Origin of the sequence: Nocardia sp. NPDC050713, assembly GCF_040654315.1 — a bacterium.
Lineage (GTDB): Bacteria > Actinomycetota > Actinomycetes > Mycobacteriales > Mycobacteriaceae > Nocardia.
This window is the reverse complement of the sequence record NZ_JBFAHS010000006.1, coordinates 64,785-90,404: the sequence shown is the minus strand read 5'-3', so window position 1 is coordinate 90,404 and position 25,620 is coordinate 64,785. Positions and strand designations below refer to the sequence as shown.

At 68.8% G+C, this 25,620-nt stretch carries 29 protein-coding genes; 14 read left to right on the top strand and 15 right to left on the bottom strand.

Translation table 11 applies throughout. The features are described from left to right. Positions 1-50: 50 nt before the first annotated feature. A complete protein-coding gene (locus tag AB0H49_RS14110) occupies positions 51-1,259 on the top strand; it encodes a M20 family metallopeptidase (protein ID WP_355000531.1) in 1,209 nt (402 codons plus the stop codon). A 138-nt stretch (positions 1,260-1,397) separates the two neighbouring features. Here AB0H49_RS14110 and AB0H49_RS14105 read toward each other — a convergent pair whose 3' ends face one another. Next, a complete protein-coding gene (locus AB0H49_RS14105; RefSeq protein WP_067843310.1) occupies positions 1,398-1,877 on the bottom strand; it encodes a gamma-glutamylcyclotransferase in 480 nt (159 codons plus the stop codon). A 162-nt stretch (positions 1,878-2,039) separates the two neighbouring features. On the opposite strand from AB0H49_RS14105, the gene AB0H49_RS14100 reads away from it, so the two are divergent. The 4 genes from AB0H49_RS14100 to AB0H49_RS14085 all read left to right on the top strand — a co-directional run bounded on the left by AB0H49_RS14100 (position 2,040) and on the right by AB0H49_RS14085 (position 7,214). Then, positions 2,040-3,443 (top strand): NAD(P)H-quinone dehydrogenase, encoded by a 1,404-nt coding sequence (locus AB0H49_RS14100; protein WP_357251178.1) that lies wholly within the window; start codon positions 2,040-2,042, stop codon positions 3,441-3,443. Positions 3,444-3,756: 313 nt separating this feature from the next. Further along, positions 3,757-4,788 (top strand): hypothetical protein, encoded by a 1,032-nt coding sequence (locus AB0H49_RS14095; protein WP_354999981.1) that lies wholly within the window; start codon positions 3,757-3,759, stop codon positions 4,786-4,788. Between the two features lie 73 nt (positions 4,789-4,861). Continuing rightward, positions 4,862-5,935: a hypothetical protein gene (locus AB0H49_RS14090; protein ID WP_357251175.1), complete on the top strand. Its 1,074-nt coding sequence runs from the start codon at positions 4,862-4,864 to the stop codon at positions 5,933-5,935. A 100-nt stretch (positions 5,936-6,035) separates the two neighbouring features. Then, positions 6,036-7,214 (top strand): PLP-dependent aminotransferase family protein, encoded by a 1,179-nt coding sequence (locus tag AB0H49_RS14085; RefSeq protein ID WP_357251172.1) that lies wholly within the window; start codon positions 6,036-6,038, stop codon positions 7,212-7,214. A 190-nt stretch (positions 7,215-7,404) separates the two neighbouring features. On the opposite strand, the gene glpK is transcribed toward AB0H49_RS14085, so the two are convergent. Further along, positions 7,405-8,904: a glycerol kinase GlpK gene (gene glpK, locus AB0H49_RS14080; RefSeq protein WP_357251169.1), complete on the bottom strand. Its 1,500-nt coding sequence runs from the start codon at positions 8,902-8,904 to the stop codon at positions 7,405-7,407. 225 nt (positions 8,905-9,129) lie between these two features. Between glpK and AB0H49_RS14075 the strand changes: the two genes are divergently transcribed. Further along, complete coding sequence (locus tag AB0H49_RS14075; protein ID WP_357251166.1) at positions 9,130-10,863, top strand: glycerol-3-phosphate dehydrogenase/oxidase; 1,734 nt, start codon at positions 9,130-9,132, stop codon at positions 10,861-10,863. A gap of 30 nt (positions 10,864-10,893) precedes the next feature. Here AB0H49_RS14075 and AB0H49_RS14070 read toward each other — a convergent pair whose 3' ends face one another. The 5 genes from AB0H49_RS14070 to AB0H49_RS14050 are packed head-to-tail and all read right to left on the bottom strand — an operon-like array spanning position 10,894 to position 14,562. Next, positions 10,894-11,478: a TetR family transcriptional regulator gene (locus AB0H49_RS14070; RefSeq protein ID WP_355000530.1), complete on the bottom strand. Its 585-nt coding sequence runs from the start codon at positions 11,476-11,478 to the stop codon at positions 10,894-10,896. Between the two features lie 35 nt (positions 11,479-11,513). Beyond that, positions 11,514-12,929 (bottom strand): hydroxysqualene dehydroxylase HpnE, encoded by a 1,416-nt coding sequence (hpnE, locus tag AB0H49_RS14065; RefSeq protein WP_357251517.1) that lies wholly within the window; start codon positions 12,927-12,929, stop codon positions 11,514-11,516. A gap of 17 nt (positions 12,930-12,946) precedes the next feature. Then, entirely contained in the window at positions 12,947-13,780 is an 834-nt protein-coding gene (locus AB0H49_RS14060; RefSeq protein WP_357251163.1) for an MBL fold metallo-hydrolase, read from the bottom strand. Then, a complete protein-coding gene (locus AB0H49_RS14055) occupies positions 13,780-14,343 on the bottom strand; it encodes a TetR/AcrR family transcriptional regulator (protein ID WP_354999975.1) in 564 nt (187 codons plus the stop codon). The genes AB0H49_RS14060 and AB0H49_RS14055 overlap by 1 nt, the downstream gene beginning before the upstream one ends. A 48-nt stretch (positions 14,344-14,391) precedes the next feature. Continuing rightward, positions 14,392-14,562, bottom strand: a complete 171-nt coding sequence (locus AB0H49_RS14050; RefSeq protein ID WP_357251160.1) for a hypothetical protein — start codon at positions 14,560-14,562, stop codon at positions 14,392-14,394. Between the two features lie 360 nt (positions 14,563-14,922). Between AB0H49_RS14050 and AB0H49_RS14045 the strand changes: the two genes are divergently transcribed. Continuing rightward, the gene (locus tag AB0H49_RS14045; protein WP_357251157.1) at positions 14,923-15,918 is read left to right on the top strand and encodes a sterol desaturase family protein; all 996 of its coding nucleotides are present in this window, start codon (positions 14,923-14,925) and stop codon (positions 15,916-15,918) included. A gap of 99 nt (positions 15,919-16,017) precedes the next feature. Here the strand turns inward: AB0H49_RS14045 and AB0H49_RS14040 are convergent, their stop codons facing one another. The 4 genes from AB0H49_RS14040 to AB0H49_RS14025 all read right to left on the bottom strand — a co-directional run bounded on the left by AB0H49_RS14040 (position 16,018) and on the right by AB0H49_RS14025 (position 19,119). After that, complete coding sequence (locus tag AB0H49_RS14040; RefSeq protein WP_357251154.1) at positions 16,018-16,422, bottom strand: DUF6194 family protein; 405 nt, start codon at positions 16,420-16,422, stop codon at positions 16,018-16,020. Positions 16,423-16,622: 200 nt separating this feature from the next. After that, a complete protein-coding gene (locus tag AB0H49_RS14035; RefSeq protein WP_357251151.1) occupies positions 16,623-17,078 on the bottom strand; it encodes a deaminase in 456 nt (151 codons plus the stop codon). Further along, the gene (locus tag AB0H49_RS14030) at positions 17,075-17,761 is read right to left on the bottom strand and encodes a dihydrofolate reductase family protein (protein ID WP_357251148.1); all 687 of its coding nucleotides are present in this window, start codon (positions 17,759-17,761) and stop codon (positions 17,075-17,077) included. The genes AB0H49_RS14035 and AB0H49_RS14030 overlap by 4 nt, the downstream gene beginning before the upstream one ends. Further along, entirely contained in the window at positions 17,758-19,119 is a 1,362-nt protein-coding gene (locus AB0H49_RS14025; protein ID WP_357251145.1) for a hypothetical protein, read from the bottom strand. Before AB0H49_RS14025 ends, AB0H49_RS14030 begins: the two co-directional genes overlap by 4 nt. A gap of 303 nt (positions 19,120-19,422) precedes the next feature. On the opposite strand from AB0H49_RS14025, the gene AB0H49_RS14020 reads away from it, so the two are divergent. The 5 genes from AB0H49_RS14020 (at position 19,423) to AB0H49_RS14000 (ending at position 21,068) form a co-directional block, all read left to right on the top strand. Further along, on the top strand, positions 19,423-19,602 hold the full coding sequence (locus tag AB0H49_RS14020; RefSeq protein ID WP_357251142.1) for a hypothetical protein: 180 nt from the start codon (positions 19,423-19,425) through the stop codon (positions 19,600-19,602). Between the two features lie 240 nt (positions 19,603-19,842). Then, entirely contained in the window at positions 19,843-20,097 is a 255-nt protein-coding gene (locus tag AB0H49_RS14015; RefSeq protein ID WP_357251139.1) for a hypothetical protein, read from the top strand. Further along, positions 20,094-20,441 carry a hypothetical protein gene (locus tag AB0H49_RS14010; protein WP_357251136.1) on the top strand — a complete coding sequence of 116 codons (348 nt, stop codon included), beginning with the start codon at positions 20,094-20,096 and terminating at the stop codon, positions 20,439-20,441. Before AB0H49_RS14015 ends, AB0H49_RS14010 begins: the two co-directional genes overlap by 4 nt. Positions 20,442-20,479: 38 nt before the next feature. After that, positions 20,480-20,773, top strand: a complete 294-nt coding sequence (locus tag AB0H49_RS14005; RefSeq protein ID WP_357251134.1) for a hypothetical protein — start codon at positions 20,480-20,482, stop codon at positions 20,771-20,773. A gap of 10 nt (positions 20,774-20,783) precedes the next feature. After that, positions 20,784-21,068: a hypothetical protein gene (locus tag AB0H49_RS14000; RefSeq protein ID WP_357251131.1), complete on the top strand. Its 285-nt coding sequence runs from the start codon at positions 20,784-20,786 to the stop codon at positions 21,066-21,068. Between the two features lie 86 nt (positions 21,069-21,154). Here the strand turns inward: AB0H49_RS14000 and AB0H49_RS13995 are convergent, their stop codons facing one another. Further along, complete coding sequence (locus tag AB0H49_RS13995; protein ID WP_357251128.1) at positions 21,155-21,634, bottom strand: DUF6194 family protein; 480 nt, start codon at positions 21,632-21,634, stop codon at positions 21,155-21,157. Between the two features lie 63 nt (positions 21,635-21,697). On the opposite strand from AB0H49_RS13995, the gene AB0H49_RS13990 reads away from it, so the two are divergent. Further along, positions 21,698-22,411, top strand: a complete 714-nt coding sequence (locus AB0H49_RS13990) for a MerR family transcriptional regulator (protein ID WP_357251125.1) — start codon at positions 21,698-21,700, stop codon at positions 22,409-22,411. Between the two features lie 183 nt (positions 22,412-22,594). Here the strand turns inward: AB0H49_RS13990 and AB0H49_RS13985 are convergent, their stop codons facing one another. Then, positions 22,595-23,434, bottom strand: a complete 840-nt coding sequence (locus AB0H49_RS13985; RefSeq protein WP_354999971.1) for an SDR family oxidoreductase — start codon at positions 23,432-23,434, stop codon at positions 22,595-22,597. Beyond that, positions 23,431-24,378, bottom strand: coding sequence for a patatin-like phospholipase family protein (locus tag AB0H49_RS13980; RefSeq protein ID WP_357251122.1), 948 nt, complete (start codon positions 24,376-24,378; stop codon positions 23,431-23,433). The genes AB0H49_RS13985 and AB0H49_RS13980 overlap by 4 nt, the downstream gene beginning before the upstream one ends. A 69-nt stretch (positions 24,379-24,447) precedes the next feature. Here AB0H49_RS13980 and AB0H49_RS13975 point away from each other — a divergent pair, with 69 nt between their 5' ends. Further along, positions 24,448-25,065, top strand: coding sequence for a TetR/AcrR family transcriptional regulator (locus tag AB0H49_RS13975; RefSeq protein WP_357251119.1), 618 nt, complete (start codon positions 24,448-24,450; stop codon positions 25,063-25,065). Positions 25,066-25,074: 9 nt separating this feature from the next. Here the strand turns inward: AB0H49_RS13975 and AB0H49_RS13970 are convergent, their stop codons facing one another. Continuing rightward, positions 25,075-25,620: a histidine phosphatase family protein gene (locus AB0H49_RS13970; protein ID WP_354999968.1), complete on the bottom strand. Its 546-nt coding sequence runs from the start codon at positions 25,618-25,620 to the stop codon at positions 25,075-25,077.

Sequence of the window (25,620 nt, the reverse complement as noted above, 5' to 3'; positions counted from 1 at the left end):
CGTTGTCGAACACCTCGGCGCGAGCCACCGGCCCCAAGGGCGCGGCGTGCCTGACCCCGGAGGCGCCGGGCGGCGTCGCGACGGACACCGTCGTGACCGCCCGGGATGCGGTCGAATCGTGGCTGGCCGAGCACGCTGTCGACCTCGTGCAGTGGCGCAGGCACATCCACGCGAACCCGGAGCTGTCCCGCACCGAGTTCGGCACGACCGAGTTCGTCGCGGCCTGGCTGACCAAGGCGGGTCTCTCCCCGCAGAAGATGCCCGGCGGCACCGGCCTGATCTGTGACATCGGCCCCGAGGGACCGCGCATCGGCCTGCGCGCCGACATGGACGCGCTCCCGTTGCAAGAGTTCACCGGCCTCAGCTTCGCCTCGACCGTGCCCGGCGTCTCGCACGCCTGCGGCCACGACGCGCACACCACCATCCTGCTCGGCACCGCGCTCGCGCTCGCGGAGATCCCGGACCTGCCGGTCGGCGTGCGGCTGGTCTTCCAGCCCGCCGAGGAGGTCATGCCCGGCGGCGCGATCGACCTGGTCGCCGCGGGCGTGATGGAGGGTGTGGAGCGGATCTTCGCGCTGCACTGCGATCCGCGCCTGGAGGTCGGCAGGGTCGGCATCCGGGTCGGCGCGATCACCTCGGCCGCCGACACCATCGAGCTGGTGCTCGACTCGCCGGGCGGCCACACCTCGCGCCCGCACCTGACCAGCGACCTCGTCTACGCCATCGGCACCGTGATCACCGGCCTGCCCGGTCTGCTCAGCCGCCGCATCGATCCGCGGACCAGCACCGTGATGGTGTGGGGCGCGGTGTCGGCGGGCAAGGCGCCGAACGCCATACCGCAGACGGGCATGCTCACCGGCACCGTCCGCACCGGCGATCACGCGACCTGGTCGCTGCTCGAGCCGATGGTGCACGAGATCGTCGACGGCCTGCTCGCGCCGACCGGCGTGCGGTACCAGCTCAACTACCGCCGTGGGGTGCCGCCGGTGGTCAACGACGAGCACTCGACCAGGATCTTCGAGGACGCCATCCGCGCGCTGGGCCCCGACGCGCTGGCCGACACCATCCAGTCCGGCGGCGGCGAGGACTTCTCCTGGTACCTGGAGGAGGTGCCGGGCGCGATGGCGCGGCTCGGCGTCTGGTCCGGGCACGGTGAGCAGCTGGATCTGCACCAGCCGACTTTCGACATCGACGAGCGCGCGCTCGCGGTGGGCGTGCGGGTGCTGTCGAACATCGTGTTGCAGACGCCGCCGCGCTGAGCTGTCCGAAAGAACTGAGCTGTCCGAAAGAGCTGAGCCGTCCGAAAGAGCTGAGGATCCGAAAACAACCGAGGATCCGAAACAAGCGAAACGAACGAACCCCGCCGCCCGGATGCTCCGGCGGCGGGGTTCGGCGTCTCAGCTCGAGTAGTTGCCAGGTCCCACGTTGCGGCTGTTCCGCGTGCGCAGGGCGTGCACGTAATCCTCTGGCGCGCCCGCCTTTTCGGCCGCGTCGGCCATCACGCCCAGATAGCGCGCCGACGGTAGGCCGCCCTCGTAGGCGTCCAGCACGTACAGCCAGGCCAGCCGCGGCTCGGTGCCACTGCCGGGGCTCGGGGTGACGCGCAACCGGATCTTCTTGTGGATGCCGAAGTCCGAGCCCTCCCAGCGGTCCAGCAACTGCTCGTCCTCGGGGGAGACGTCGTAGAGCACGACGAACACCCGGGACCCTGGTTCCTCGACGACCGTCGCCAGCGGCCCTTCCCACCCGATGTCGTCGCCGGCGAAGGTCAGCCGCCAGCCCTCCAACCAGCCGGTCCCGGACATGGGGGAGTGCGGACAGCGCTCGAGCATCTGGGTCGAGTCCATGTTGGACCCGTAGGCGGCGTAGATCGGCACCTGCAAAGGGTAGCCAATGATGACACCGGATCGCCGCTATCCCGCCCACATGACGCCGTGTTCCCGGCGCGACGGCCAGGTGTGGCGAGTACGACAGCGCGCCGACCACTAACGTTAGCCAGGTACCGGAGATCCCGGTCGACAGCTCGAGCGGAGGTATCCATGACCCGCATTGCGATCATCGGTGGCGGACCGGCCGGCTATGAGGCGGCCTTGGTCGCGGCCCAGCACGGCGCGGACGTGACACTGATCGACCGCGACGGCATCGGTGGCGCATGTGTGTTGTGGGACTGTGTCCCGTCCAAGACCTTCATCGCCTCCACCGGTGTGCGCACCGATCTGCGCCGGGCCAGGGACCTCGGAATCACGCTCGACCCGAGCCAGGCGGCCGTACGGCTGCCCGAGGTGAACGCGCGCGTCAAGGCGCTCGCGCTGGCCCAGTCCTCCGATATCCGCTCCAAGTTGCAGTCCGCGGGCGTGACCGTGCTGTCCGGCTCCGCCCGGCTGGCCGAGAACGGCGGCGGGCGGGCGCCGCATCGCGTGACCGTCGGTATGGACGGTGGCCGCGAGCGGCTGATCGAGGCCGAGGTGGTGCTGATCGCCACCGGCGCGAGCCCGCGCGTGCTGCCCGGCGCCGAACCCGACGGCGAGCGCATCCTGAACTGGCGTCAGCTCTACGACCTGCGCCAGCTGCCGGAGACCCTGGTGGTGGTCGGTTCCGGCGTGACCGGCGCCGAATTCGTCTCCGCCTACACGGAATTGGGCGTCCGGGTGAAGCTGGTCTCCAGCCGTGACCGGGTGCTGCCGCACGAGGACGCCGACGCCGCCCTCGTGCTCGAGGAAGCGCTGGCCGAGCGCGGCGTGGAGCTGGTGAAGCACGCGAGGGCCGACGCCGTCGAGCGCACCGCGGAAGGCATCGTGGTCAAGCTCTCCGACGGCCGCACGGTGGCCGGCACGCACGCGCTGATGACCGTCGGTTCCACACCGAACACCGACGATCTCGGCCTGGAAGAGGTGGGTGTCGAGCTCGACCGCGGCGGCTACCTGCGGGTCGATCGGGTCTCGCGCACCTCGGTGTCCGGCATCTACGCCGCGGGCGACTGCACGGGCTTGCTGCCGCTGGCCTCGGTGGCGGCGATGCAGGGCCGCATCGCGATGTACCACGCGCTCGGTGAGGGCGTCAGCCCGATTCGGCTCAAGACGGTCGCGTCGGCCGTGTTCACCAGGCCGGAGATCGCCACGGTCGGCGTCAGTCAGAACTCGATCGACAACGGCGAGGTACCCGCGCGCACCGTGATGCTGCCGCTGAACACCAACCCGCGGGCGAAGATGTCAGGCCTGCGCCGCGGCTTCGTCAAGATCTTCTGCCGCCCGGCCACCGGCGTGGTGATCGGCGGCGTCGTGGTCGCGCCGATCGCCTCCGAGTTGATCCTGCCGATCGCACTCGCGGTGCAGAACAACCTGACGGTCAACGATCTCGCCCAGACCTTCTCGGTCTACCCGTCGCTGACCGGCTCGGTCACCGAGGCGGGCCGCCTGCTCATGCGCCACGACGACCTGGACTGACGCGCGGCGCCGCGGTTCTCGCGGTCATGCGGGTCGACGCGTCGAGTGACGTTGTCGGCTCGGGTATTTCACCGCGTTGCCTGCACGGCCCAACTGTGGTTGACTGCCCGCAGAGATGCGATCGGCGGGCGGTCGCGTGGTTCTGGTGTGGGGGGAAGGTCCTTTCCGAAACCGAACAGCGAACGGCCCTAGGGTTGTTCGGCGATCGAGGCGCGTCTCACCAGGGACAACTGAGTGCGATCGATTCGGCCGCACCCGGGAAAGGGATTGGCGAAAAGTGAAACATCGTAAGCCGAGTCGGGCGCAGCGAGCGATGGCGAGCACCTCGTTGCCACTGGCCACTGCGGCCGCCGTGGCTACATTGTTCGCGGCGCCGGCGGGGGCAGTTCCCAACGAACCGAGCACACCGACCACACCGGCGCCGGTCCAGCCGGGCACCGAGACGCCGGAGGCGCAGAACACTCCGGAGACCACCAAGCCGGATCCGGGCAACACCCAGGAGTCGGACCCGAACAAGCCGGAGAGCGCGCCGACTCCGAGCCAGCCGGGTGTCAACACCCCGGATCCGAACCAGGTGATGCCGGATCCGAAGAAGGACCCGAAGCTAACCGTGCCCAGCCAGCCGGGCGTCACCAGCCCGCGCGTCGCGCCGCTGCCGGTGCCGGGCCAGGACCCCGCGCAGCCGGTCGTCGTTCCGGGCACCGAGGCGGAAGAGCCGAAGCCGGGTCAGCCGGGCGAGACTCGTCCGGGCGGCGAGAGCGGCGCCCAGCCGGGCGGCGACGCCGACGCGCGTGCCGCGCAGCCGGATCGGCCGGGTTCCTCCGGGCCGTCGCAGTCGGAGACGCTGGTGCAGGAACCGCGCTGGGAGGCGCCGCGCCTGCAGGCCGCGCCCGCCGCGCCGGTCGTCGAGATGAGCGGTCCGCACCAGGAATTCGGCGCGAACATCGACGGCGGCGCCGTGCTGCCCGGTTACGTGGCCAACACCCACCACTTCAGCAACGAGGCCGGTTACGTCGGCACGATCGGGTACAACACCCCGACCGGTAAGGGCGAGGCCGGTGTGTCGGTCGAGTTCGTCGACGTCAACACCATCAAGGTCACCAGCTACACCGGTGGCGAGGGTCTGGCCCCCAACACCAACTCGTTCGTGCTCGACACCACCCAGGTGAACCTGGCCAAGGCGTCGGTCGAGCAGTGGATCGCCGCTCAGCCGGGTGGTGCCGCCGCGCTGGAAGCCGCCGCGCAGGTTAAACTTCCGCCGATTGTCCCGCCGGGCGACTTGGCTCCGCAGACGGTCAATGTTGCTGGCGTGACCACGCAGTGGGGTGGCTCGTTCCAGTACTGACACGAGCTGTTCAACGGGTGGGGCGGTCGTTTCGCGACCGCCCCACACGTGTGTTCTGGGGAAAGGATTGGGTGTGGGCTCCGAAGGTGACGCGAAGGACAACGAAGCCGACAAGCCCGGGTCGCAGTTCGGTCCGCCGCTGAACGATTTCGGCCCGCCGACAGGGGATTTCGGCCCGTCGGTCGGCGGCGGCGATTTCGGTCCGCCGCTGAGCGAGTTCGGGGGTCCGCAACTGGGGGAGGTCGGCCCGCAGTGGCCCGAACCCCCGGGCGACCACCCGAACGTGGGCTGGCGGCCCGCCGCGGAGGCGCCGCCCGTGCCGCCGACGCCGCCGCAGTACCGCGCTCCGGAGACAACGGTCTTCCCGGACAGCCCGCCCGCGCCGCAGGCACGTCCCGCACCGGCGCCCGCGCCCGACACCGAGCGCGACGTCCCCGCCGACGCGACTGTGCGACACACCGCGGCGCCGACCGGCGGCACGCCGGAACGCTGGTGGAACAGCGCGAGCGAATCCGGCGAGGTGCCCAAGCCGCCGCCCACGACCGACCCCGGCCTGTCCTGGGCCGACGATCCCATCGCCAAGCGGCTCGCGCCCGGTGCGCCCGTCGCGCCCACCGGCGGTGGCTCCGGCGGCAACAAACGCTGGATCGTGCTCGGCGTCGCGGCCGCGGTCGCCGTGCTGATCGGTCTGGTGGTGACCATCGTCGCGGTCAACGGCGGCGGCGACGAAGGCACCACGGCCGCGCCACCCTCCGATTCGAGCGTCGGACGGGGTTGTGTGCCCAGCAAGGACGACAGGGTGACCGTCGGGAACGGCGCGGGTGGATTCGACTCGGGCCCCGACGCGATCCTCGGCTTCCAGTACGGGTTCTACGTCGAGCGCAGCGGAGAGAAGGCGCGCAGGTATGTGGCGCCCGATTCCGTCAACGTCTCACCGGCCGAGACCATCCAAGCGGCCATCAACGATCAGATCCCCGCCCGTACCACCCACTGCCTGCGCATCGCCCAGGTGGCCGCCGACACCTTCGAGGTCGACCTGACCGAGTACCGACCCGGCAGCGCGCCCATCGTCTACCCCCAGGTGGTGCAGACCGTCAGCCGGGACGGTAAGACGCTGATCCTGAGCATGCGAGCGCGGTCGTGGTGATCCACCTAAGTCTCATATTCTGAGATTGGAGTTTCATATTCTGGTAGCGGTGTGACACAGTGGGATGACGCGTACCGTGGCGTTCCGCTGGGAGGTTTCCATGTCGCCGACTGTTCCACCGCTGGCAGCCAAGCTCGGCGGACTGAAGAGTTCGGCGATTCGTGACCTGCTGAAGCTCACCGCTCGGGCCGAGGTGATCAGCCTCGCGGGTGGCTTGCCGGATGCCGAACTGATGCCGCGCGAACGCATCGCGACCGCGGCCGAGGCGGCGCTGCGCGGACCCGGCTGTCTGCAATACACCGAATCGCCCGGCTGGGCGCCGCTGCGCGACGTGCTCGCCGAGCGCGAGTCCGCCCGGCTCGGCCGCCGGGTGCCGGTCGACGAGGTGTTCGTGACGCACGGCTCGCAGCAGGCATTGTCGCTGCTCGCCGAGGTGCTGCTCGACCCGGGTGCGCTGGTGGTCGTCGAGAATCCGGCGTACGTCGGCGCGCTCCAGGTGTTCCGTGCGGCCGGAGCGCGCATCGTCGCCGTGCCGCTGGACGGCGAGGGTATGCGCGTCGACGTGCTGCGTGAACTGCTGGCGCGGGGCGAGCGACCCGCGGTGGTGCACACGGTGAGCAATTTCCACAACCCGGGCGGGGTGACCATGAGCACCGCGCGCCGCCGCGAACTCGCGGAACTAGCTACGGCGCAAGGCTTCTGGGTGATCGAGGACGACCCGTACGGCGAGCTCTGGTTCGACCGGCCCGCCCCGGAACCGGTCGCGACATACTCGCCCAACGTGATTCGGCTGTCCAGTGCGTCCAAGATCCTGTCGCCGAGTTTGCGAGTCGGCTGGATGGTCGCCCCCGACGCGGTCTGCCGGGCGGTGGAACTACTGAAACAGGGTGCGGACCTTTGTGGTTCGGCGCTCACCCAGCAGATCGCGGCCGACCTGCTCTCGGACCGGGACTGGCTCACCACGCATGTGGATCACGTCCGTGGCGTCTACGGTGAGCGGGCCAAGGCGCTGGTGCACGCCGTGCGCACCGGCTTCGGTGACCGCGTCGTCTGCACCGACGCCGCGGGCGGCATGTTCGTCTGGGCCGATTTCACCGACGGCACCGACACCCAGCGGTTGCTGCCGCGCGCGCTGGAGGTGGGCGTCGCCTACGTGCCTGGCGCCGCGTTCGCGGTCGAGAACGGCTACCGCAACTCGATGCGCATGTGCTTCACCACCTCCGACGCGGCGGTGCTCGAGGAGGCTGTCGCCCGGCTGGTTACGGCGCACGCCGGATAGACGCGTCGGTCGGCCCGGCGAGCCCGAGCTCGCTCGCCTTGCGCCGCTGCCGCACTCGATTCAGCACCTTTGCGCCCATCGGTCTCGAGCCCGCTCGCGTCAGTCGACCGTGCACCCCGGTGCGATCGGCCCAGTGCGCTCGTGTCGGTCGGCTGTGCGCCAGTGTGCGATCGGCCCAGCGCACCTGGTGTCAGTCGACCCAGTTGTAGGTCCGCTCGACGGCCTTGTTCCACGCCGCGATGTGCTCGTCGCGGTCCTCGGCGCTCATGCTCGGCTCCCACGTGGTGTCGGCGGCCCAGTTGGCACGGATGTCGTCGGTGCCGGACCAGTAGCCGACGGCCAGTCCCGCGGCGTAGGCCGCGCCGAGCGCGGTGGTCTCGGTGACGACGGGCCGCACCACCGGCACCTCGAGGATGTCGGACTGGAATTGCATGAGCAGGTCGTTGGCGGTCATGCCGCCGTCGACCTTCAGCGTGGTCAGCTCCAGGTCCAGCTTCTGGGATTCGGCGTCGGCGCGCATCGCCTCGACCACTTCGAATGTCTGGAACGCGGTGGATTCCAAGACCGCTCGCGCCAGGTGGGCCTTGTTGACGAAGCGGGTCAGCCCCGCGATGACGCCGCGCGCGTCGGGCCGCCAGCGCGGGGCGAACAGCCCGGAGAACGCGGGCACGATGTAGGCGCCGCCGTTGTCGTCGACGCTGGCCGCGAGCCGCTCGATCTCCTCGGCGGAATCGATGATGCCGAGGTTGTCGCGGAACCACTGCACCAGCGAGCCGGTCACCGCGATGGAGCCTTCCAGCGCGTACACCGCGGGTTGGTCACCGAGCCGGTAGCAGACCGTGGTGAGCAGGCCGTGCTTGCTCCACACGGGGGTGGTCCCGGTGTTGAGCAGCATGAAATTGCCTGTGCCGTAGGTGTTCTTGGCCTCGCCGGGAACCAGGCACGCCTGGCCGAAGGTGGCCGCTTGCTGGTCGCCGAGGATGCCCGCGACCGGAACTCCTTGCAGCGGACCGGAGGAGATCTCGCCGTACACCTCCGAGGAGCTGCGGATCTCGGGCAGCATCGCCTCCGGCACGCGGAATTCCGCGCAGATCTCCGAATCCCATTGCAGCGTCTTCAGATCCATCAGCATGGTGCGCGAGGCGTTGGTGACGTCGGTGACGTGCAGTCCGGTCAGATTCCACAGCACCCAGCTGTCGATGGTGCCGAAGCACAGCTCGCCCGCCTCGGCGCGCTCCTGCGCACCCGGTACGTTGTCCAGGATCCAGCGCAGCTTGGGGCCCGCGAAGTAGGTGGACAGCGGCAGTCCGGTGCGGTCCTGGTAGCGGGTCGGGCCCGCCTCGCCGCCGAGTTCGGTGACCAGCCGATCGGTGCGCGTGTCCTGCCAGACGATGGCGTGGTGAATCGGCTTGCCCGTGGCGCGTTCCCAGACCACGGTGGTCTCGCGCTGGTTGGTGATGCCGACGGCGGCGATGTCGCCGGGGCCGAGGTCGTTCTGCTCCAGCACCTCGCCGAGCACGAGTTCGGTATTGCGCCAGATGCTTTCGGGATCGTGCTCGACCCACCCCGGCCGGGGGAAGATCTGCTCGTGTTCGCGCTGGGCCACCCCGACGACGCGGCCACGCCGGTCGAAGACGATGCACCTGCTCGATGTCGTGCCCTGATCGATGGCGGCCACATAGCGACGCATTGCAGCAGGCTACTAAACGTCCCGCGCGCTCGGTATCACATCGCGACATGCCCGCCAGCGGACTAGGCTCATCGGTTACCGGCGAGTAGTTCTGGACGACACACGGAGCCCGCGCCGACCGGCGCTCGGTGCGGCGATTCGCATAGCCTGTACCAGAACAGCTCGATCTGTGCCCGTGAAGACCCACGACGTCCGACGCAGGCGCGTCGGCTGGAGGAGTCGAGCATGACCAAGAAACCGGAATCGCAGTTCCTGGGCCCGGAGCAGCGGCGTGCGGCCTGGGAGCGGTTGGGCAAGGAACATTTCGACGTGCTGGTCATCGGCGGCGGGGTGGTCGGCGCCGGTATCGCGCTCGACGCGGCGACCCGCGGTCTCTCGGTCGCGCTGGTCGAGGCGCGGGATCTGGCGTCCGGTACGTCGAGCCGGTCGTCGAAGATGTTCCACGGCGGGCTGCGGTATCTGGAGCAGCTGGAATTCGGGTTGGTGCGCGAGGCGCTGCGGGAGCGTGAGCTGGCGCTCGCCACGCTGTCGCCGCACCTGGTGAAGCCGCTGCGCTTTCTGTACCCGCTGACCCACCGCGGCTGGGAACGGCCGTACGTCGCGGCGGGGCTGGTGCTCTACGACACCATGGGCGGCGCGAAATCCGTTCCCGGACAGCGTCATCTGTCGCGAGCGGGTGCGCTGCGGCTGGCGCCCGGGCTGCGGCGCGATTCGCTGATCGGCGGCGTCAGCTATTACGACACGGTCGTCGACGACGCACGCCACACCATGATGGTCGCGCGCACGGCAGGGCACTACGGTGCGGTGATCCGCACCTCCACCCAGGTCGTCGGGTTCCTCCGGGAGGCGGATCGGATCGTCGGCGTGCGGATCCGCGACAGCGAGGACGGACGTTCCGGCGAGGCGCGGGGGCACGTGGTGATCAACGCGACCGGCGTGTGGACCGACGAGGTCCAAGCCCTCTCGCACAACCGCGGCCGGTTCCACGTGCGCGCCTCCAAAGGCGTGCACGTCGTGGTGCCGCGCGACCGCATCGTCAGCGACACCGCGATCATCCTGCGCACGGCCACGTCGGTGTTGTTCGTCATCCCGTGGGGCGCGTTCTGGATCATCGGCACCACCGACACCGACTGGAATCTGGACCTGGCGCACCCGGCCGCCACCAAGGCGGACATCGACTACCTGCTCGACCGGGTGAACCAGGTGCTCGTCACCCCGCTGACCAGCGACGACATCACCGGTGTCTACGCGGGCCTGCGACCGCTGCTGGCGGGCGAGAGCGATTCCACGTCCAAGCTGTCCAGGGAGCACGCGGTGGCTCGGATCGCGCCTGGGCTGGTCGCGATCGCGGGCGGCAAGTACACCACCTACCGAGTGATGGCCTACGACGCGGTCGATGAAGCGGCACAAGACATTCCGGCCAGGGTTTCGCCGTCGATCACCGAGAAGGTGCCGCTGCTGGGCGCGGACGGCTACTTCGCACTGGTCAACCAAACAGTCCAGCTGGCCGAGGCGTACGGCATCCACCCGTACCGGGTCAAGCACCTGCTCGATCGCTACGGTTCGCTGATCGACGAGGTGATGGCGCTGGCCGACGGCAAGCCGGAGCTGTTGCAGCCGATCACCGAGGCGCCCTCGTATCTCCAGGTGGAGGCCGTGTACGCGGCGGCGGCCGAAGGCGCGCTGCACCTGGACGACATCCTGGCCCGCCGCACCAGAATCTCCATCGAGTACTCGCACCGCGGCGCGCACTGCGCCGAACAGGTGGCGCGGCTGGTCGCGCCGGTGCTCGGCTGGGACGAGGCGGAGATCGACCGCGAGATACGGACCTACCAGGCGCGGGTCCAGGCCGAAATCCGGTCGCAGACCCAGCCCGACGACGCCTCGGCCGACGCGCTGCGGATCGCCGCCCCGGAGCCGCGGCCGCAGATCCTGGAGCCGGTGCCCTCCGACGGCTGAGCCGCGCGCTCGACTGCGTCCGAGAAAGATTCAGGCGCGGCCGAGCGCTCCCGCCTCGACGCCGACGGCCCAATCCACCAGCGAGCGCAGGTAGCGCAGCACGAGTTCGTCCGGATACGCGGCCGGATCGGTCAGGTGCAGCCGAGCCAGTTCCTCGACGGCGGCCAGCATGATCCGCTCCGTCGCGCCGTTCGGATCGATGGTGATCCCGGCGTAGCGCGAGAGGTGTCGCGCGCCGATCGCCCGCGCGTAGGCGCGACCGGTCTCCAGCCGGTCGCGCAGCTCGGGCGGGCCACCGTCGGGCGGGCTGAGCATGATCCGCCAGCTGGTCGGCGCGGCGTGCAGATAGGCGAGCACGCCCCGGCCGACCTGGTCGACGTCGTCGCCGGTGCCGCTCCAGTCCACACTGCGCACGCCGGCCAGCGCGACCGCGCTCTCCCGGTCGAGCAGCGCCGACATCAGCCCGGGCAAATCGGTGAACTGCTGATAGACCAGCGCCCGCGCGACGTCGGCGGTGCGGGCGACACGCTCGATGCCGACCGCGCCGAACCCCTCGGCGGCGGCGATGTCGCGGGCCACGTCCAGCAATTGGTCGCGGCGCTCGGCGGCGGACATGCGCCGCTTGGGGGCGCGGGAGGCTCGCTCCGTGGTCACGGCACAGACGGTAGCGCAAGCAAAAGTTCCACAGCCTTCGCCGCGCTCTGCACCGCGCTCTCCATCGTCGCCGACCAGTCGGTGGCGGTCCAGTCGCCCGCGAGCACCAGGGTGGGGACCGAGGTGCGCTGGGCGGGTCGCAGCCCGTGGGTGCCGAGCACCTGCGAGAACGTCGCCCTCGGCATGCGCACCACGTGGGCCTGCACGACGCGGGCCGCGGCGGCCGCCGGATAGTAGCGGCGCAGCAGGTCGAGTTGTTCGGCGACGATCGCGTCGTTGGACTTGTGGATCTGCTCGTAGGCGCCGCTGGTGGTCAGGCAGTACAGCCAGGCCTTGTCGGTGTTCCGTCCGGTCATCAGCTGGCGGTCGAAGACCTCGTCGATGATTCCAGTGCCGCCGATCAGCGCCTCGAACTCGGCCGTGGTGCCCAGCGGGCGGTCCAGGTAGAGGTTGGTGCTGACGATCGGCGTGTAGCCGAGTTCGTCCGCCGCGGCGTAGATTTCGGCGTGCTCGGGCAGGTCGTCGAGCAGACCGCCGATCGCGGAGTTCGGCACGGCGCAGACCACCGCGTCGGCGGGCAGCACCGAGCCGTCGGCGAGCGCGACGCCGGTCACCTCGCCGTCGGCGATGTGGATGCGCCGGGCGATGGCCCGGTACCTGACCTCCACCCCGTGCCGCTCGAAAACACGCTGTGCCCCGGTGACATACAGCGTGTCGAGGTCGGTCGTCGGGTAGCCGATGGTGACCGGCCGCCGGTGCCGGACACCGAGCCGGATGCCGGTCGCCATGACATCGGCGAACACCTTGGCCGACTCCCGCTGCACGGGCTCGGCGGCGATACCGAGCGCGAGCCAATCCCACAGCGCCTCACGGGCTGTGGCGGGCATACCGACGCGCTGGAACCACTGTTCGGTGGTGAGGTCGGCGAGATCGGCGGGCTGGCGCAGACATTGCCACCCGAGGAGCATCGTGGCGCGGGCCGCGCGCAGCCGGTCCGGCACGCTCGCGTCGGGATGCGCGCCGAGGAAGGTGCGCAGCGCGCCGAATCCCTTGGTGGACATGCTCACCGAGCGCCCGTCCGGCCACCGGAGGGTGGCGCGGTGCGGGAAGGCGACGTATTCGCGGGTGCCGACGCTGGTGAGGTAGCGGAACAGGTGCTCGTAACCGCTGGCGATGACGTGCTGACCGTTGTCGGGCGGATCGTCGACGGCGTCGACCCGCATGGCGTGGGTGCGCCCGCCCAGCCGTCCGCGGCGCTCCAGCAGCGTGACCTGTTTGCCCGCCTCGGCGAGCCAGACCGCGGACGCGAGCCCCGCCAGTCCGCCGCCGATGACCACATAGCGTCGCGGATCGTCCTTGGCCGCACCCTTCTCACAACTGACATTTTGTAAGTTAGGTGAGAAGGGCTGGATGGTCAAGGGTTTTCGGCTCAGGCGGGCACGGTCTGAAAGGCGCGCAACTCGGCGGCGTTGTGCGCCGAGAAGATTCGCACTTGGTCGCCGTGGTCGCGGAGCAGATCGCGCAGGCGCTGCTGGTTCTCACGCCGCGGCCCGCCGAGCGTCTCGACGCTGAGTTCGAAAAGGGTCGTGCCGAGCGGCTGGTGCGGATGGACCAGATCCAGTTGGCCCGGATGGAAATACGCGTCGCCCGCGGCGAGCAGCCATCCGTCGCCGGTGTCGACGGCGACGCCCGCGTGACCGCGGGTGTGCCCGGCCAGCGGCACGAGCAGCAGGCTCGGCGGCAGTCCGGCCAGTTCGCGTACGGCCTCGAAGCCGAACCACGGCTCGCCGTGCTCGGAATAGGATTGCCACTTCGGACCGTGCTCGAATTGCGCTGCGCGGTAACGGAATCGCTCCTGCGCGGTGTGCGCGCCGCGGAAGGCGCGCAGTTCCTCGTCGTAGACGTGCACGGTGGCGTGCGGGAAGTCGGCGAGGCCGCCCGCGTGATCCAGATCGAGGTGAGTGAGCACGATGTCGCGCACGTCCTCGCGGCGGAAGCCGAGCGCCTCCACCTGCCGCACCGCGGTGCGCTCGATGTCGAACACCGGCCGGGTGAGCGAAATGAAGCGACGGCCGAGCCATTCGTTCGGGCGACGCACGCTCTGCTCGCCCATGCCGGTCTCGATCAGGACGAGCCGGTCGTCGAGTTCGAGAAGCAAGCAGTGGCAGACCATTTCGGCGCGGCGCAGCAGGCCGGGCGCTCCGTCGAGCAGCTTTCCGCCGAAGGGGCGCATGGTGCCGCAGTCGAGGTGGTGGATGCGCATCAGGACAGCTCCCTTTCGAGGGTGGTGCGGAGGTGGTCGGCGACGGTGCGCAGCGGGGCGAGGTCGCGCTGGGTCTTGGCGAGCAGCAGCCCGCCCTCGAGCATGGTCAGCGCGACGACCGAGAGGTTGGCCGCGCGCTCGTCGTCGAGGCCCTTCTCGCGCAGGAATTCTTCGATCACCGCGCGCCAGGAGTCGAACCCGGCGACGCAGGCCTGCCGGATCAATTCGCTCTCGGCGGCGGCGTCCAGCGCGACCGTCGCGAGTGGGCAGCCGCGCTGGAAATCGGACGCGTGGAGGTTGTCCGCCATCGCGGCGAATATGGCGTCGGTGCCGCCGTCGTCGAGGATCGCGCGCAGCGTGTCCCTCAGGTGCACGCTGGATTGCGTCAGCGCCTCGGCCGCGAGCTGTTCTTTGCCGCCGGGGAAGTGGAAATACAGCGAGCCCTTCGGGGCGCCGCCCGCGCTGACCAGCTGGTTCAGGCCCGTGGCGTGATAGCCCTTGGTGTGGAAGAGATCGGCGGCGGCGTCGAGGAAGCGCTGCCGCGAGTCGGTTCGTGGGGACACGAGGACCAAGGTACCTCGAGTTATGACGACCGGTCTAGTTATTGCTTTTCAGTGCGGCTGAGTGACGCTGGACCGAGGCGCTTCCGCCGTGCCCGCCGGCTGTTGGGGTTGTAGCAGCAGGTAACCGAAGACGGCCGTCACCGCCAGCGCGATCAGCGCCGCGACGTACTGGGTGACAATCGCGCGGACCGGCACGCGCCGCACCGATCGGGTCGTCATCGTTCTTGCTCCTGTCGGGTGAGTAGCGGTCGGCCGCAAGTGCTGTCGTCAACCAGGGCGAAACTGTTAGCAACTGAGTGGCAACTAACACTTCGCGGCCGCGCGCATCCTTGCGGACCCCGCCGCGCCCTCCCTCGGATGACCGCCATACGAACCGGAACGGTGACCGACGCTGGCGCGTCCATTGGGTGAACTTCGGACTCGGGAGCCTCGAAATGTATCCGCCCCCGTCGGGCGGCGGGTCGGTCCGAGGGCAGCTCGTAGCTGCACGGCTCGAACAGGCAACAGGGTGGCGACTGCCCATACCTTGGGTCCCTGGTCCGGAGCGCCGCTCAGCGCGATGGTTCATATATGAGTGGCATGAAATCGACCACTGAGGCGCGGTCGGAGAAGTTCCGGGCCCGCGGCGGGATGGGGTTCATCTCGGCGTGCGGGCTGCTCCTCGCGGTACTGAGCACGGCTGCCATAGTCATGGTCGTTCCGCGACTCGCGCATGCGATGTCCGGCATGGATGTCTCGACCATCCTGATCTGGCTGGCTATTCCGGTCTTCATCGTCGCCGTTGTGGCGGAGATCGTGTACCTCGAGCGTCACGGCAAGCCGTACGACTACCGTGACTCGGCTACCTCCATCGCCGCAGGCCTGGGGTATCAACTCGCCAACGTTCCATGGGCGCTGGCGGAACTCGCGATCTTCGCGGCTGTTTCTTCGCTGGTGCCGTGGCGCCTCGAGGGTTGGGTCGCGTGGGCAGTCGCACTCATCGGGGTCGACCTCGCCTACTACTGGTTTCACCGCGCGCACCACGAAATCCGGGTGTTCTGGTCGGTCCACGTCGTGCACCACTCGAGCGAGAGATTCAATCTCACCACGGCACTGCGCACGCCTTGGCTGGTTGTGACGTCCCTGCCGTTCCTCGTACCACTGGCACTGTTGGGAATCGATGGCAAGATCATCGCCGCCTCCTACGCGATCAACCTGCTGTACCAGTTCGGCATCCACACCGAGGTCATCGACAAACTCTGGGCGCCTGTCGAATTCGTGTTCAACACGCCGAGTCACCACCGCGTGCACCACGGCTCGAACACCGAGTACCTCGACCGCAACTACGGTGGCGTGCTCATCATCTGGGACCGCATCTTCGGCTCTTTCGAGCCGGAGGGTGAGCGGGTGATCTACGGGCTCACCAAGAACGTCGACACCTACAACATCGCAAAGATCAACGTCCGCGAGATGGTCGCGATCTGGCAGGACGTCAAGAACGCGGCGAAATTCTCGGACAAGCTCGGCTTCCTGTTCCGGGGTCCAGGTTGGCAGCCACAGTCGACCCTGACCGATACCGCGACTGCACTCGAGTGAGTGTCTGGTCGTGTCGCCGGTAGTACGACAGCCGGGCTGGTGTCGCCAGTGTGACCTGGCCCAGATGTGGTCGGCGGCGCGTCTGATGAGCGGTTCCGATCAGGTGTGGCGCTTCTTGCGTGAGCGGGCGAGGTCGTGGGCGGCTCGAAGTAGGTCCAGGACGGCTGTTTCCGTGCGCGGGCCCGGATTCACCACGGCAAGCCACCCCTGGCGGCCATAGACCGGGTGCGCCATGACGATGTCGGTGGCGCTCGGGTCCACGGTGTGCGGGTCGGGGTCGCGGGGTGTGCGGCCGGTCCAGTTCAGGAAGGCGTCCTTTCCGGCGAAGAAGTTCACGCGGAAGGTGCCGGGGCGGCTCAGGCGCGAGGTTTCGTCGCCGGGGTAGTCCTTCGTCAAGAGCGTGGCGAAGGGTTGCGTTCGGGGGACGACGCCGTCGGGTGCGTAATAGAAGAACGCGTCGCCCCAGCTGATATCGGGGGAGCCGTCGCCGGGTTGCGGTGTCAATGTCAGGACTCCGTCGAGTCCCGCCGAGCATCAGCACGCGGGTGCCCGCGGCGCGCAGCTGGGCGATCTCCGCGGCGAGCTGGGCGCTCATCCGGTCGCGGAGTTGACGCTCGAGGAACGCGGAGTGTCGCACCGCGTCAGGACTCGCGCCCGTTGCCCCCGGCTGCGACGCCGCGCGCTACACCGGCCCGGATCTGGCGCTACGACAGGTCGAGGTGCCGGTTCATCGACATCGCGGCGTCGGCGAGCTCCGGCAACTCGATGACCTTCACACCCTGCTGTTGGAGCTTCTCCACGCCGACGCAGTCCTCGACGAACGTCGACGGTTCCCGCCACGCGATCACCACGACCGGAATACCGGCCGCCAGAATCCGATCCGTGCACGGCAGGCGAATCTTCGTCGCGCGCTCCGAGCAAGGCTCCAGCGTGCTGTAGATCGTCGCCGACTTCAGCCGAGTATCGTTCGCGTCGAGCTTGTCGAGCGCGGCCTCCTCGGCGTGCACCTTAGTGTCGGTCTCCCGCGAGTAGCCGGTCGCGATCTCCTCGCCGTCGGCCACGATCACGGCACCGACCGAGAACGCGCCCTCCACGACGGGGCACAAACGCGCGAGCTCGATAGCCCGATTCATCCAGTGGTGGTGATCCGGTGCGGTCATTGGTTCTCCTTCGGGTGGTAGCGCAGCACGGCGATGTCGCCGAGCTGGATCACGTCGACCAACCGCATTCGGTGCGTCGAGCCGCCTGGGAACCGTGCCGGGTTCACGAACCGTGGCGCGGCGCTGTCTCCGACCAGGGTAGGTCCGATTGCGAGGTGCAGCTCGTCTGCGAGCCCTGCCGACAGGAAGGCAGTGTGCATGTGGCTGCCGCCCTCGACCATCAACCGCTCGACGCCACGGCGGCCGAGATCATCGAGCAGCACACCGAAATCGACCGTCTCACCGAGCGCGACTACGACAGCCAGTTCGCCGAGCCGCTCGCTCGCCTCTTGTGCGCCGGTCTCCGTCGTATAGACGACTGGCCGGTGTTCGGCGGTGCCGTGGTGCCAGAACTTGGCCTCGGGGTCGAGATTTCCGCTGGCGGTGACGGTTACCTTCAACGGTTGCGAGGCACGTCCGGCCGCGACCCGTTCGGCCTGTCGGGCATCGCTTTTCACGATCAAGCGCGGGTTGTCGCTGCGCACGGTTTCGGCGCCGATCAGAACGGCGTCGCATTCGGCGCGGACCTGGTCGACGCGGTCGAAGTCCTCGGCGTTGGACAGCAACAGCCGTTCCGGGCTGGTGTCGTCGATGTACCCATCGACGCTGACCGCGACCGACAACAGCACGAACGGACGCGTCATGATGCGACGACCGCCCACCGCTGCGCGGCAGCGTGGAACTCCGCGACCTCGGGCAAGTTTGTCGTCGATAGCAGCTCGTCGACCGCACGTATGTTGTGCAGGACGCGCTCGGATCCGGTGCTGACACCGATCTGCATCGCGGTGAGGCCGAGTGTGGCGGCGGGCTCGGCCTCACCCATCCGGGCGTATGCGAGTGCCTGCCGTGAGATGTAGACGGCCTGGTCGCGTGTGTATCCGGATCGCATGTCGGTGATCGCGCGCCCGAACTGGTCGATCGCGGCGCGGTAGTCACCCAATGCGACGCGACCATGTGCCTGATGGACGTCGATGTAGGGAGAGTCGAGGAAGAATCCCCACGACAAATCAGCGTCGGCGTTGGCGGCGAGCATGCGCGCCCGGTCGAAGGCGCGTTCGCTGGCCAAGCGTTCGCCCGCCTGTGCGGCACCGTAACCGGCGAATGTGGCTGCGACCGCGGCGAACCGGGTGCCCGACGGGGCAGCACGCTCGGCGGCCTCTGCCAGCTCCATCGCTTCCGTGCCGTCACCCTGGTCATTGGCGATCTGTGCCTTCCGGATGAGGGTGGCGGCGATCGAGCACGGGTCATCGAGCTGAAGTGACCACGTCAGTGCGCGGTCGGTCCAGTGCTGGGCGCGGTCCCAGTTCCGAGAATCCTGATACAGCCACGCTGCGAACTCCGCATAGAGGATCCGCATTCGCTGCATCGCGGCGGCGTCGCCGATCCCCGCGCACCGCAGCTGACTCATGATCTCGAGGTTCTGCTCTACCAACGGGATCACGCTTTGTCCGCCGTAGAGATTGTCGCTCTCGATCAGCGACAGCCGCAGCGTGTGGAAGTGAGCGACATGGTTGGTATCGGGAGTGTTGGCGAGGGCGGCCGCAGTTTTGGCGCCGACTGCGGCGGCTAATGCACCTACTCCGAATCCTGCGACTACGGTGCGACGGGGGAGTGACACAAGGACGACCTCTCCAGCGGCGGTCTGAGCGCGCACCCAGACCTGATCGGATTCACCGGCACCCGAGATGACCGGGGACCGGCCGGGGGTGTTATGCGCCAGAGTAATCGTTTGGGGCAAGCCGGGATCGGGTTCGTCTCGCTGTGATCCGATGTCTGCGAGGGCCCGCTCGAACCGGGCAATCACTTCCGGCGGCGCTTCTGCCAGCGCCCTCTCCAGTAACTCTCGGCTGCTCGGCCGCAACCGCGCCGAGGCACCCTGAAGTTCCCAGTTCCCTACCGCCCGCGCCGAGATACCCGTTCTGGCCGCGAACTTATCGACGCTGAGCAGCATCGCCTCGCGCAGCGCCTTCGATTCCACTCCAGTCCAGCGATAGATGATCACCGGCTCAGCTCCAGCCCCTGCTCGTGCCGCCGTGGTGAAACGAAAATTACACCGGTCCACCCGCTTCCGCCGCTGATTCGCTGGAGTAATGCACTGAAGTTGCAGGGCAACTGCATCGTTACGGCGTGGTTGATTCAGCCCGCCACGGAGACGCTGAGTCTGCACACCGGCGTTGGACCGCAGGCGACTCCTCTATCTCGTCTCGGATACGTGAACCGGCCGCTCGGGAGGCTGTAGGGCTCTGGCCCGGCGCGGCCGGACCGGCACCGGTGTGCTCCCAACCGTTGCAGGGGAGAGGCACACATGTCATCGCTGATGGACCGTCTACAGCAGTGGGAAACCGACCACCGGCATTGTGGGAGTCCGCCGATCGAGATGGACTGCGAGCGTGCTGCGCTGGTGCTGTCGCAGCACGCCGAACACGGCCCGCGCTGCCGTCAGTATCTGGCCGCGCTCGCGCTAGTCTCGACCGTACTGGGCTGAAGTGCCGTGTCGGGGAACTTAATTCGTACGGCCGACTACTGTTCGCGGCCGACGCTTCCGGGTTGGCGTGATCTCTCGGCCGCATTTCGCGGTGCCGCCGGACATCGGCGCGGTGACCACCTTGTTCTGCGCTGGGCACACGCACTTGCTCACCTACACCAAACACGAATCGCTCACCCCACCAGCCAAACCCGGATCGACGCCCGGCGCAGCGACCTGCGCACACTGATCGACAACTGGGTGGCCGTGCACGTCCAACCGTGCCAACCATGGGCGCAGACGACCGGGTACGGCCAAGCGGTCGATGACATGGCCGCCGCGCACGTCACCGCCGAACTCGTCCTCCTCGCCGACCACACCGCCGACGAGCTTCACCAAGCGTGGTCACACGTCGGCTACCTCGCCACTCGCTGGGCCGATCTAGTCGCCGAAGCCGTCGACGGTCAGCGCACGCTGCGGCCCGTCCACAGCTTCACCCTGGAGGCTCCGAAATGAATCTGCTGCAAGACGATCTGCTCGTTCTGGTCGCCTTGGCCGTGTTGATCGCCGTCATCCTCGCCCTCGGTCTCCGTGCCGAGGATGAACCGACAAGCCCCAGCGTGCAGCAGATCCAGGACCGCCTCGCCCGCCAGGGCTACCGCATCAAGTCCGCTCGAAACCCCGGCGCACACCGCGCATCCGCTTCGGCCACCCGACCACCCAATGCCTGGCATCGAAGGGCAGGCACTCGACGTTCGCGCGTGTGCGCCGCGCGAAACGAGGGAACGAGATCTGCTCCGCTGCCTATCCGGGCCACCGCTTCAACGCCGACCCATCCATCACTGCGCTTCTTGGAGTAATCATGCGAAACCTGTTCGCGTTTATCTGCATTGGCCTGTTGTCCTCCGTCCTGACGACACCCACCGTCGGGGCCACCTCGGGCGCGGTCATGCCACGCTGCGCGAAGATCGTGCAGGTCAACGGTGTTGACACGGAGTCGTGCGACCGGCACTACTACAACACGCTGGTGCCGGAATGCCAGCGGCGACAGTCCCGAGTCTGCTGGGAGGCCATCAACCGGTGGTACGCCGATTGCTTGGCGGGCAAGGCCAAGACGCCGTACCGGTGGGCGGCGGGGAGCCCGAAAGACCCGCCCGATGTCGTCGCCCTGCTCGCCGCCTCGCGGGCATAGGGTGGCGGGCATGACGACCTGGGAACTCGGTGAGCCCATCGCGACGCGAGAACTCCGCAAGGGTGAGGATTCCGTGACCGTCGTGTTCGGCAAGCCGCAGCAGGCCGAGGGTGGCGGCTACTACTGCCCGGTGCGCGTGGACGGGATCGAGGCTGAACCGGCGACCCGCGCCCTCTTCGGGGTGGATTCAGTGCAGGCGCTCATCGAGGCCATGACCTTTGCGGGCCGCGTGCTCGAGGCCACGGGCGAGTACACCTTCGAGGGTGAACCAGATCTAGGGTTCCCACGCGGCTGACCGCCGCAGGGTGCGCAACCCGATGGGTATGAGGCAGGGTGATCGCCATGAGCGTGGCCGGTGGGATCGGCGGCACCGCGTGTACATCACCAGTCGGCTCGATCGTTCCCGGAGCGGCGCTCGAAACGGGAGCGGGCGAGGTCGTGGGCGGCTCGAAGTAGTTCGCGCACAGCGGTTTCCGTTCGCAGGCCCGGATTCACGACGGCGAGCCAGCCCTGGCTTCCGTAGACCGGGTGTGCGATGAGGGTGTCGGTTGCGCTCGGATCGGTGTCGGCCGGGGCGGGATCGCGGGGTGTGCGGCCGGGCCGGTCGAGGAAGGCGTCTTTTCCGGCGAAGAAGTTCACTCGGAAGGTGTCGGGTCGGTTCAGGCGCGAGGTCGCGTCGTCGGGGTAGTCCTTGGTCACGATGGTGGCGAAGGGTTGGGTTCGGGGGACGACGTTGTCGGGGGCGTAATAGAAGAACGTGTCGCCCCAGGCGATCTCGGGTGAGCCGTCGCCGGGGTGCGGCTCGAGTGTCAGGACGCCGTCGAGCCCTCGGACGAATTCGATGATCTCGTTCCTCTGCATGTGTTCTAGCGTTTCATTCATGTGTTTGTGGAGACTTCGCCGTGAGAATTCCGAGATACAGCGATGAGAAGTCGCAAATCGCCAGGTCTGCGAACGGTCGATGTCGCGAGAGGGGCGGGCTGTTCCGTGCAGCAGGTGCGCAACCTCGAGCGCGACGGCGTCCTGCCGCCCGCGACGCGCACCGCCGCGGGCTATCGGACCTACACGGAGACGCACCTGCGTTGCGCGCTGGCCTATCGCGCGCTCGCGGCCGGAGCGGGGCCGGTCGAGGCGAAGCGGATCATGCGGGCCGCGCACGGGTATCCGGATTCGGACTTGCTTGCGCTCTTGGACTCCGCGCATGCCCGGCTCGCGACCGAGCGCGAGGAATTGGAGATGGCGAAGCGGGCGGCCGCCGCCATCTCCGTCGAGTCGGTGGACGACGTCCGGCCGACGGACTCGATGACCATCGCCGAACTGGCGGACGCATTGGGCGTGCGGACGTCGACACTCAGACACTGGGAAGCCGAAGGGCTCCTCATCCCGCGACGCGGCACGCCGGGGGGCGCGCGCGAGTACGCGCCGAGGGACGTCCGGGACGCGCGTATCGTCCACCAGCTGCGGATGGCCGGTTACCGGATCGCCCCGCTGCAGGCGTTGATGCCGGAACTGCGCAGGGCGAACCGGTGGAACGAAATCTCCTCCGCGCTGGCCGCGCGGGACGCGAACATAGACGCTCGCTCGCGAGCTCTGCTCGACGGCTCGGCCGCACTCGGTGCGCTGCTCGCGTCGAAGTGATCGCAGGGAACGAGATCGCGTCCGCGTTGGCGGCGCGGGACGTGAATGTCGACGCTCGCTCGCGAGCTCTGCTGGACGGGGCGGCTGCGCTGCGTGCGGTGTTTGTGTCGAAGCGATTGCGAGCAAGGAGGTTCGAGCCCCGCGCCGATGCCCGGTAGTCACGGTCGTGGGGGCTCGGTCGGCTCACTTCGTGATCGAGCGAACCTCTTCCTCGTACTTCTCCCGAACCTCGGCGTCGGCGGGATGGAGCGCGCGATTGCCGTCGAACAGTTTTCGGACCAGCTGAACCGCCCGCTCCGGTGCGGCGGCAAGTGCGAGATCGATGCCCCCGAGGTAATTCGGTACGGCCACCTCGGCTTTGCGTGTCTGCAAGGTCCCGACGATCGCGGCGGCCACGTCTTCCGGGTCCACTGTCGGCATCCCGCGACCGAGCGTCAGCCCCGAGGACAACCTGGTCCGCACCGCCGACGGCAGCACGCAGCTGACGCTGACACCGCGCTCGGCGAACTCCAGACGCGTTGCGGCAGAAAGACCCACGGCGGCGAACTTGCTCGCGTTGTAGACGGCCAGGCCGGCGATCGGGATCTTGCCCGCCAGCGAGGCGACGTTCACGACGTGCCCGCTCCCGCGCTCGACCATCCCGGGAACCACCGCGCGCATGCCGTGGATCAATCCCCAGACGTTGATGTCGAAGGTGGCGCGGCCGATCGCGTCCGGCTCGTCGAGGAACGCGCCCGCGGGCATCACGCCCGCGTTGTTGACCAGGATGTCGACGCGGCCGAGCTCGGCGACGACCTTGTCCCACTGGTCGCGGGCGCGCACGTCGAGCTCGAAGGCGCGGGCGCCGATGGCCGCGGCGGCCGCCTCGCCCGCGGCGATGTCGACGTCGGCGATGGCGACGTGGGCTCCGGCGTCGGCGAACAATTGGGCGGTGGACTGGCCGATACCGCGACCACCGCCGGTGATCAGCACCTGGGCGTCCCGTAGCTCGATGGCGGGATAACCGTGACCGAGAATTCTCACGCGAAGACTCCTTGTTCGAGGGCGCGGCGGGTGCTGCGCAGGCTGTGCCGGAAGGTGTCGAGACGGCGACGGCCGTCCATGAAGTTCGGGCCCATCACCGCGAGGTCCTCGGCGGTCGCGCCGAGCATCAGCACGCGGGTGCCCGCGGCGCGCAGCTGGGCGATCTCCGCGGCGAGCTGAGCGCTCATCCGGTCGCGGAGTTGACGCTCGAGGAAGTGGCCGGGGCCGGTGGCGGGCACCCGCGACGCGGAGGCCATCGGCGCGAGCACCACGACCTCGTCCAATCCCAGCCCGGCGAGCAGGTCGACGGACGCGGTGGATCCGGCGCCGCCGTCCACGAACCGGCGTCCGGCGATCGGGACCGGCGGGAACCAGCCGGGAATCGCCCAGGACGCGCGCAGCGCCGCGCCGAGGGTGGCGTCGGGTGCGTCGGGCGCGCCGAACGGAACTCGCACCGCCGTCGCGTGATCCATGCTCACCAGCCAGGTCGCCGGATGCGGCACCCAGGTGCGGTCCGGGTTCAGGCGCTCGGCGAGCCGCTGCAACCATCCGGCGTCACCGCCGCCGATCGGCAGTAGGCCGCTGCCCGCGGTGAGCAGTCGCTGCCCGGATCCCGCACCGCGCAGAGTCAGCCTCGGTGCGCCGAGGCCGGGGCGGGGCAGCGGCGGGAAACGGCCAGGTTCGTCGCGCATGTGCGCGAGCAGCGCCGGATTGGTGCTCCGGCCTTCCTGCATGGCGACCAGCTCGTCGACGTCGATGCCGCTGCCGAGCATGGTCACCATCTCCGCGCCCGCCGAGGTGCCGAGCAGGACGTCGGCCTCGCGCGGATCCCAGTCGAGCACGTCGCGCACCGCGGCGAGCGCGGCGACGATCCATGCCGCGCCGACCGTCCCGCCGCAACCGATGGCCAGACCACGTCGCTGTGGCCCGTTCTTGTTACTCATGGTTTCGCACACTATCAGAATTCAAATTCTCTCGGTATCCGAAATCTGAGAGTACGTAGAATCGCGGGCATGGCACGACTGACCAGGTCCGAGAGTCAGGCCCGCACCAGGGCCGATCTGATCGCGACCGCGCGCGATCTCTTCCTCGCCGACGGTTATGCGAAGACCTCGATGGAGCGCGTCGCGGAGGAGGCCGGGTACTCCAAGGGCGCGGTCTACTCCAACTTCCGCACCAAGAAGGAGCTGTGCCTCGAGGTGCTCGAGGACATCCACGCCACCAAGTTCGGCGAGGTCTCGGAACTGGTCGCCGCGGACGAGAGCTTGGAAGAGCGGCTGGCGCGACTTCAGGACTGGGCCGAGCGCACCCTCGGCGACGTCGGCTGGACGATGCTCGAGTTCGAATTCGCCACGCTCTCTCGCGACGATCCCGAGCTGCGCGCCGCGCTGGTGTCCAACCTCGGCGCGGTGCGCGGCGCGGTGGCCGCGCAATTGCAGACACTGGCCGACAGTCTCCGCTTGGACTTGCCGATGCCGGCGGAGGACGCGGCGTCCACGGTGCTGAGTCTCGGTCTCGGCCTGGGCATTCAGCGCGCCATCGACCCGTCCCTGTCGACGCGGCTGATCACCGACGCGGTGCGACTGTTGCTGAGCGTCGCCGAACGGTCTACGCCGCTCGGCGCGGAATGATCGACGCGCTCACGGCGGAAAATGCAGCGTCCACTCGCCGCGGTAATGCAGGCGGGTGACACTGCCGGGCGGAATGTCGATCCGCCAGAACGATTTCGGCGGGGCGTCCAGCGTCACCAGCAGCGCGGCGCGGATCACCGCGGGATGGGTCACCGCGATGGTCGACTTGCCCTCGGAGGCGATCTCGGCCATCCAGTACCTGGTCCGCTCGATCACGTCCAGCACCGACTCCCCGCCGTGGCCGCGGAACTGCGGGTTGGTCAGCCACGCGTAGAGCTCGTCTTGCGGCACCGACATGAGCTCGCCGCCGCGCCACGCGCCCGCGTCGAGGTCGCGCAGCCGGGCGTCTTCCTCGCCGGGCAGACCCATCAGAGCCGCCGTCTCGACGGTGCGGCGTTCTGGTCCGGTCAGCACACGCGCGGCGGTGAGCGGGGCGCAGGCGGAGATGGCGCGGCGGCCCGCCTCGGTCAGGGATTCGTCGACTGGAAAACGTGCCTTTCGCATCGCCTCGGTCATGCCATGGCTGACCAGGTCGAGTCTCAGCACCTTTTGCAC

Coding starts and splice junctions, on each gene's coding strand:
- AB0H49_RS14075 (WP_357251166.1), top strand. CDS start 9,130: ATGACCAAGAAACCGGAATCGCAGTTCCTGGGCCCGGAGCAGCGGCGT.
- AB0H49_RS14095 (WP_354999981.1), top strand. CDS start 3,757: ATGGCGAGCACCTCGTTGCCACTGGCCACTGCGGCCGCCGTGGCTACA.
- AB0H49_RS14010 (WP_357251136.1), top strand. CDS start 20,094: ATGAATCTGCTGCAAGACGATCTGCTCGTTCTGGTCGCCTTGGCCGTG.
- AB0H49_RS14085 (WP_357251172.1), top strand. CDS start 6,036: ATGTCGCCGACTGTTCCACCGCTGGCAGCCAAGCTCGGCGGACTGAAG.
- AB0H49_RS14030 (WP_357251148.1), bottom strand. CDS start 17,761: ATGACGCGTCCGTTCGTGCTGTTGTCGGTCGCGGTCAGCGTCGATGGG.
- glpK (WP_357251169.1), bottom strand. CDS start 8,904: ATGCGTCGCTATGTGGCCGCCATCGATCAGGGCACGACATCGAGCAGG.
- AB0H49_RS14000 (WP_357251131.1), top strand. CDS start 20,784: ATGACGACCTGGGAACTCGGTGAGCCCATCGCGACGCGAGAACTCCGC.
- AB0H49_RS14070 (WP_355000530.1), bottom strand. CDS start 11,478: ATGTCCGCCGCCGAGCGCCGCGACCAATTGCTGGACGTGGCCCGCGAC.
- AB0H49_RS13980 (WP_357251122.1), bottom strand. CDS start 24,378: ATGAGTAACAAGAACGGGCCACAGCGACGTGGTCTGGCCATCGGTTGC.
- AB0H49_RS14050 (WP_357251160.1), bottom strand. CDS start 14,562: ATGACGACCCGATCGGTGCGGCGCGTGCCGGTCCGCGCGATTGTCACC.
- AB0H49_RS13990 (WP_357251125.1), top strand. CDS start 21,698: ATGAGAAGTCGCAAATCGCCAGGTCTGCGAACGGTCGATGTCGCGAGA.
- AB0H49_RS14100 (WP_357251178.1), top strand. CDS start 2,040: ATGACCCGCATTGCGATCATCGGTGGCGGACCGGCCGGCTATGAGGCG.
- AB0H49_RS13975 (WP_357251119.1), top strand. CDS start 24,448: ATGGCACGACTGACCAGGTCCGAGAGTCAGGCCCGCACCAGGGCCGAT.
- AB0H49_RS14020 (WP_357251142.1), top strand. CDS start 19,423: ATGTCATCGCTGATGGACCGTCTACAGCAGTGGGAAACCGACCACCGG.
- AB0H49_RS14035 (WP_357251151.1), bottom strand. CDS start 17,078: ATGACCGCACCGGATCACCACCACTGGATGAATCGGGCTATCGAGCTC.
- AB0H49_RS14060 (WP_357251163.1), bottom strand. CDS start 13,780: ATGCGCATCCACCACCTCGACTGCGGCACCATGCGCCCCTTCGGCGGA.
- AB0H49_RS13995 (WP_357251128.1), bottom strand. CDS start 21,634: ATGCAGAGGAACGAGATCATCGAATTCGTCCGAGGGCTCGACGGCGTC.
- AB0H49_RS14045 (WP_357251157.1), top strand. CDS start 14,923: ATGAAATCGACCACTGAGGCGCGGTCGGAGAAGTTCCGGGCCCGCGGC.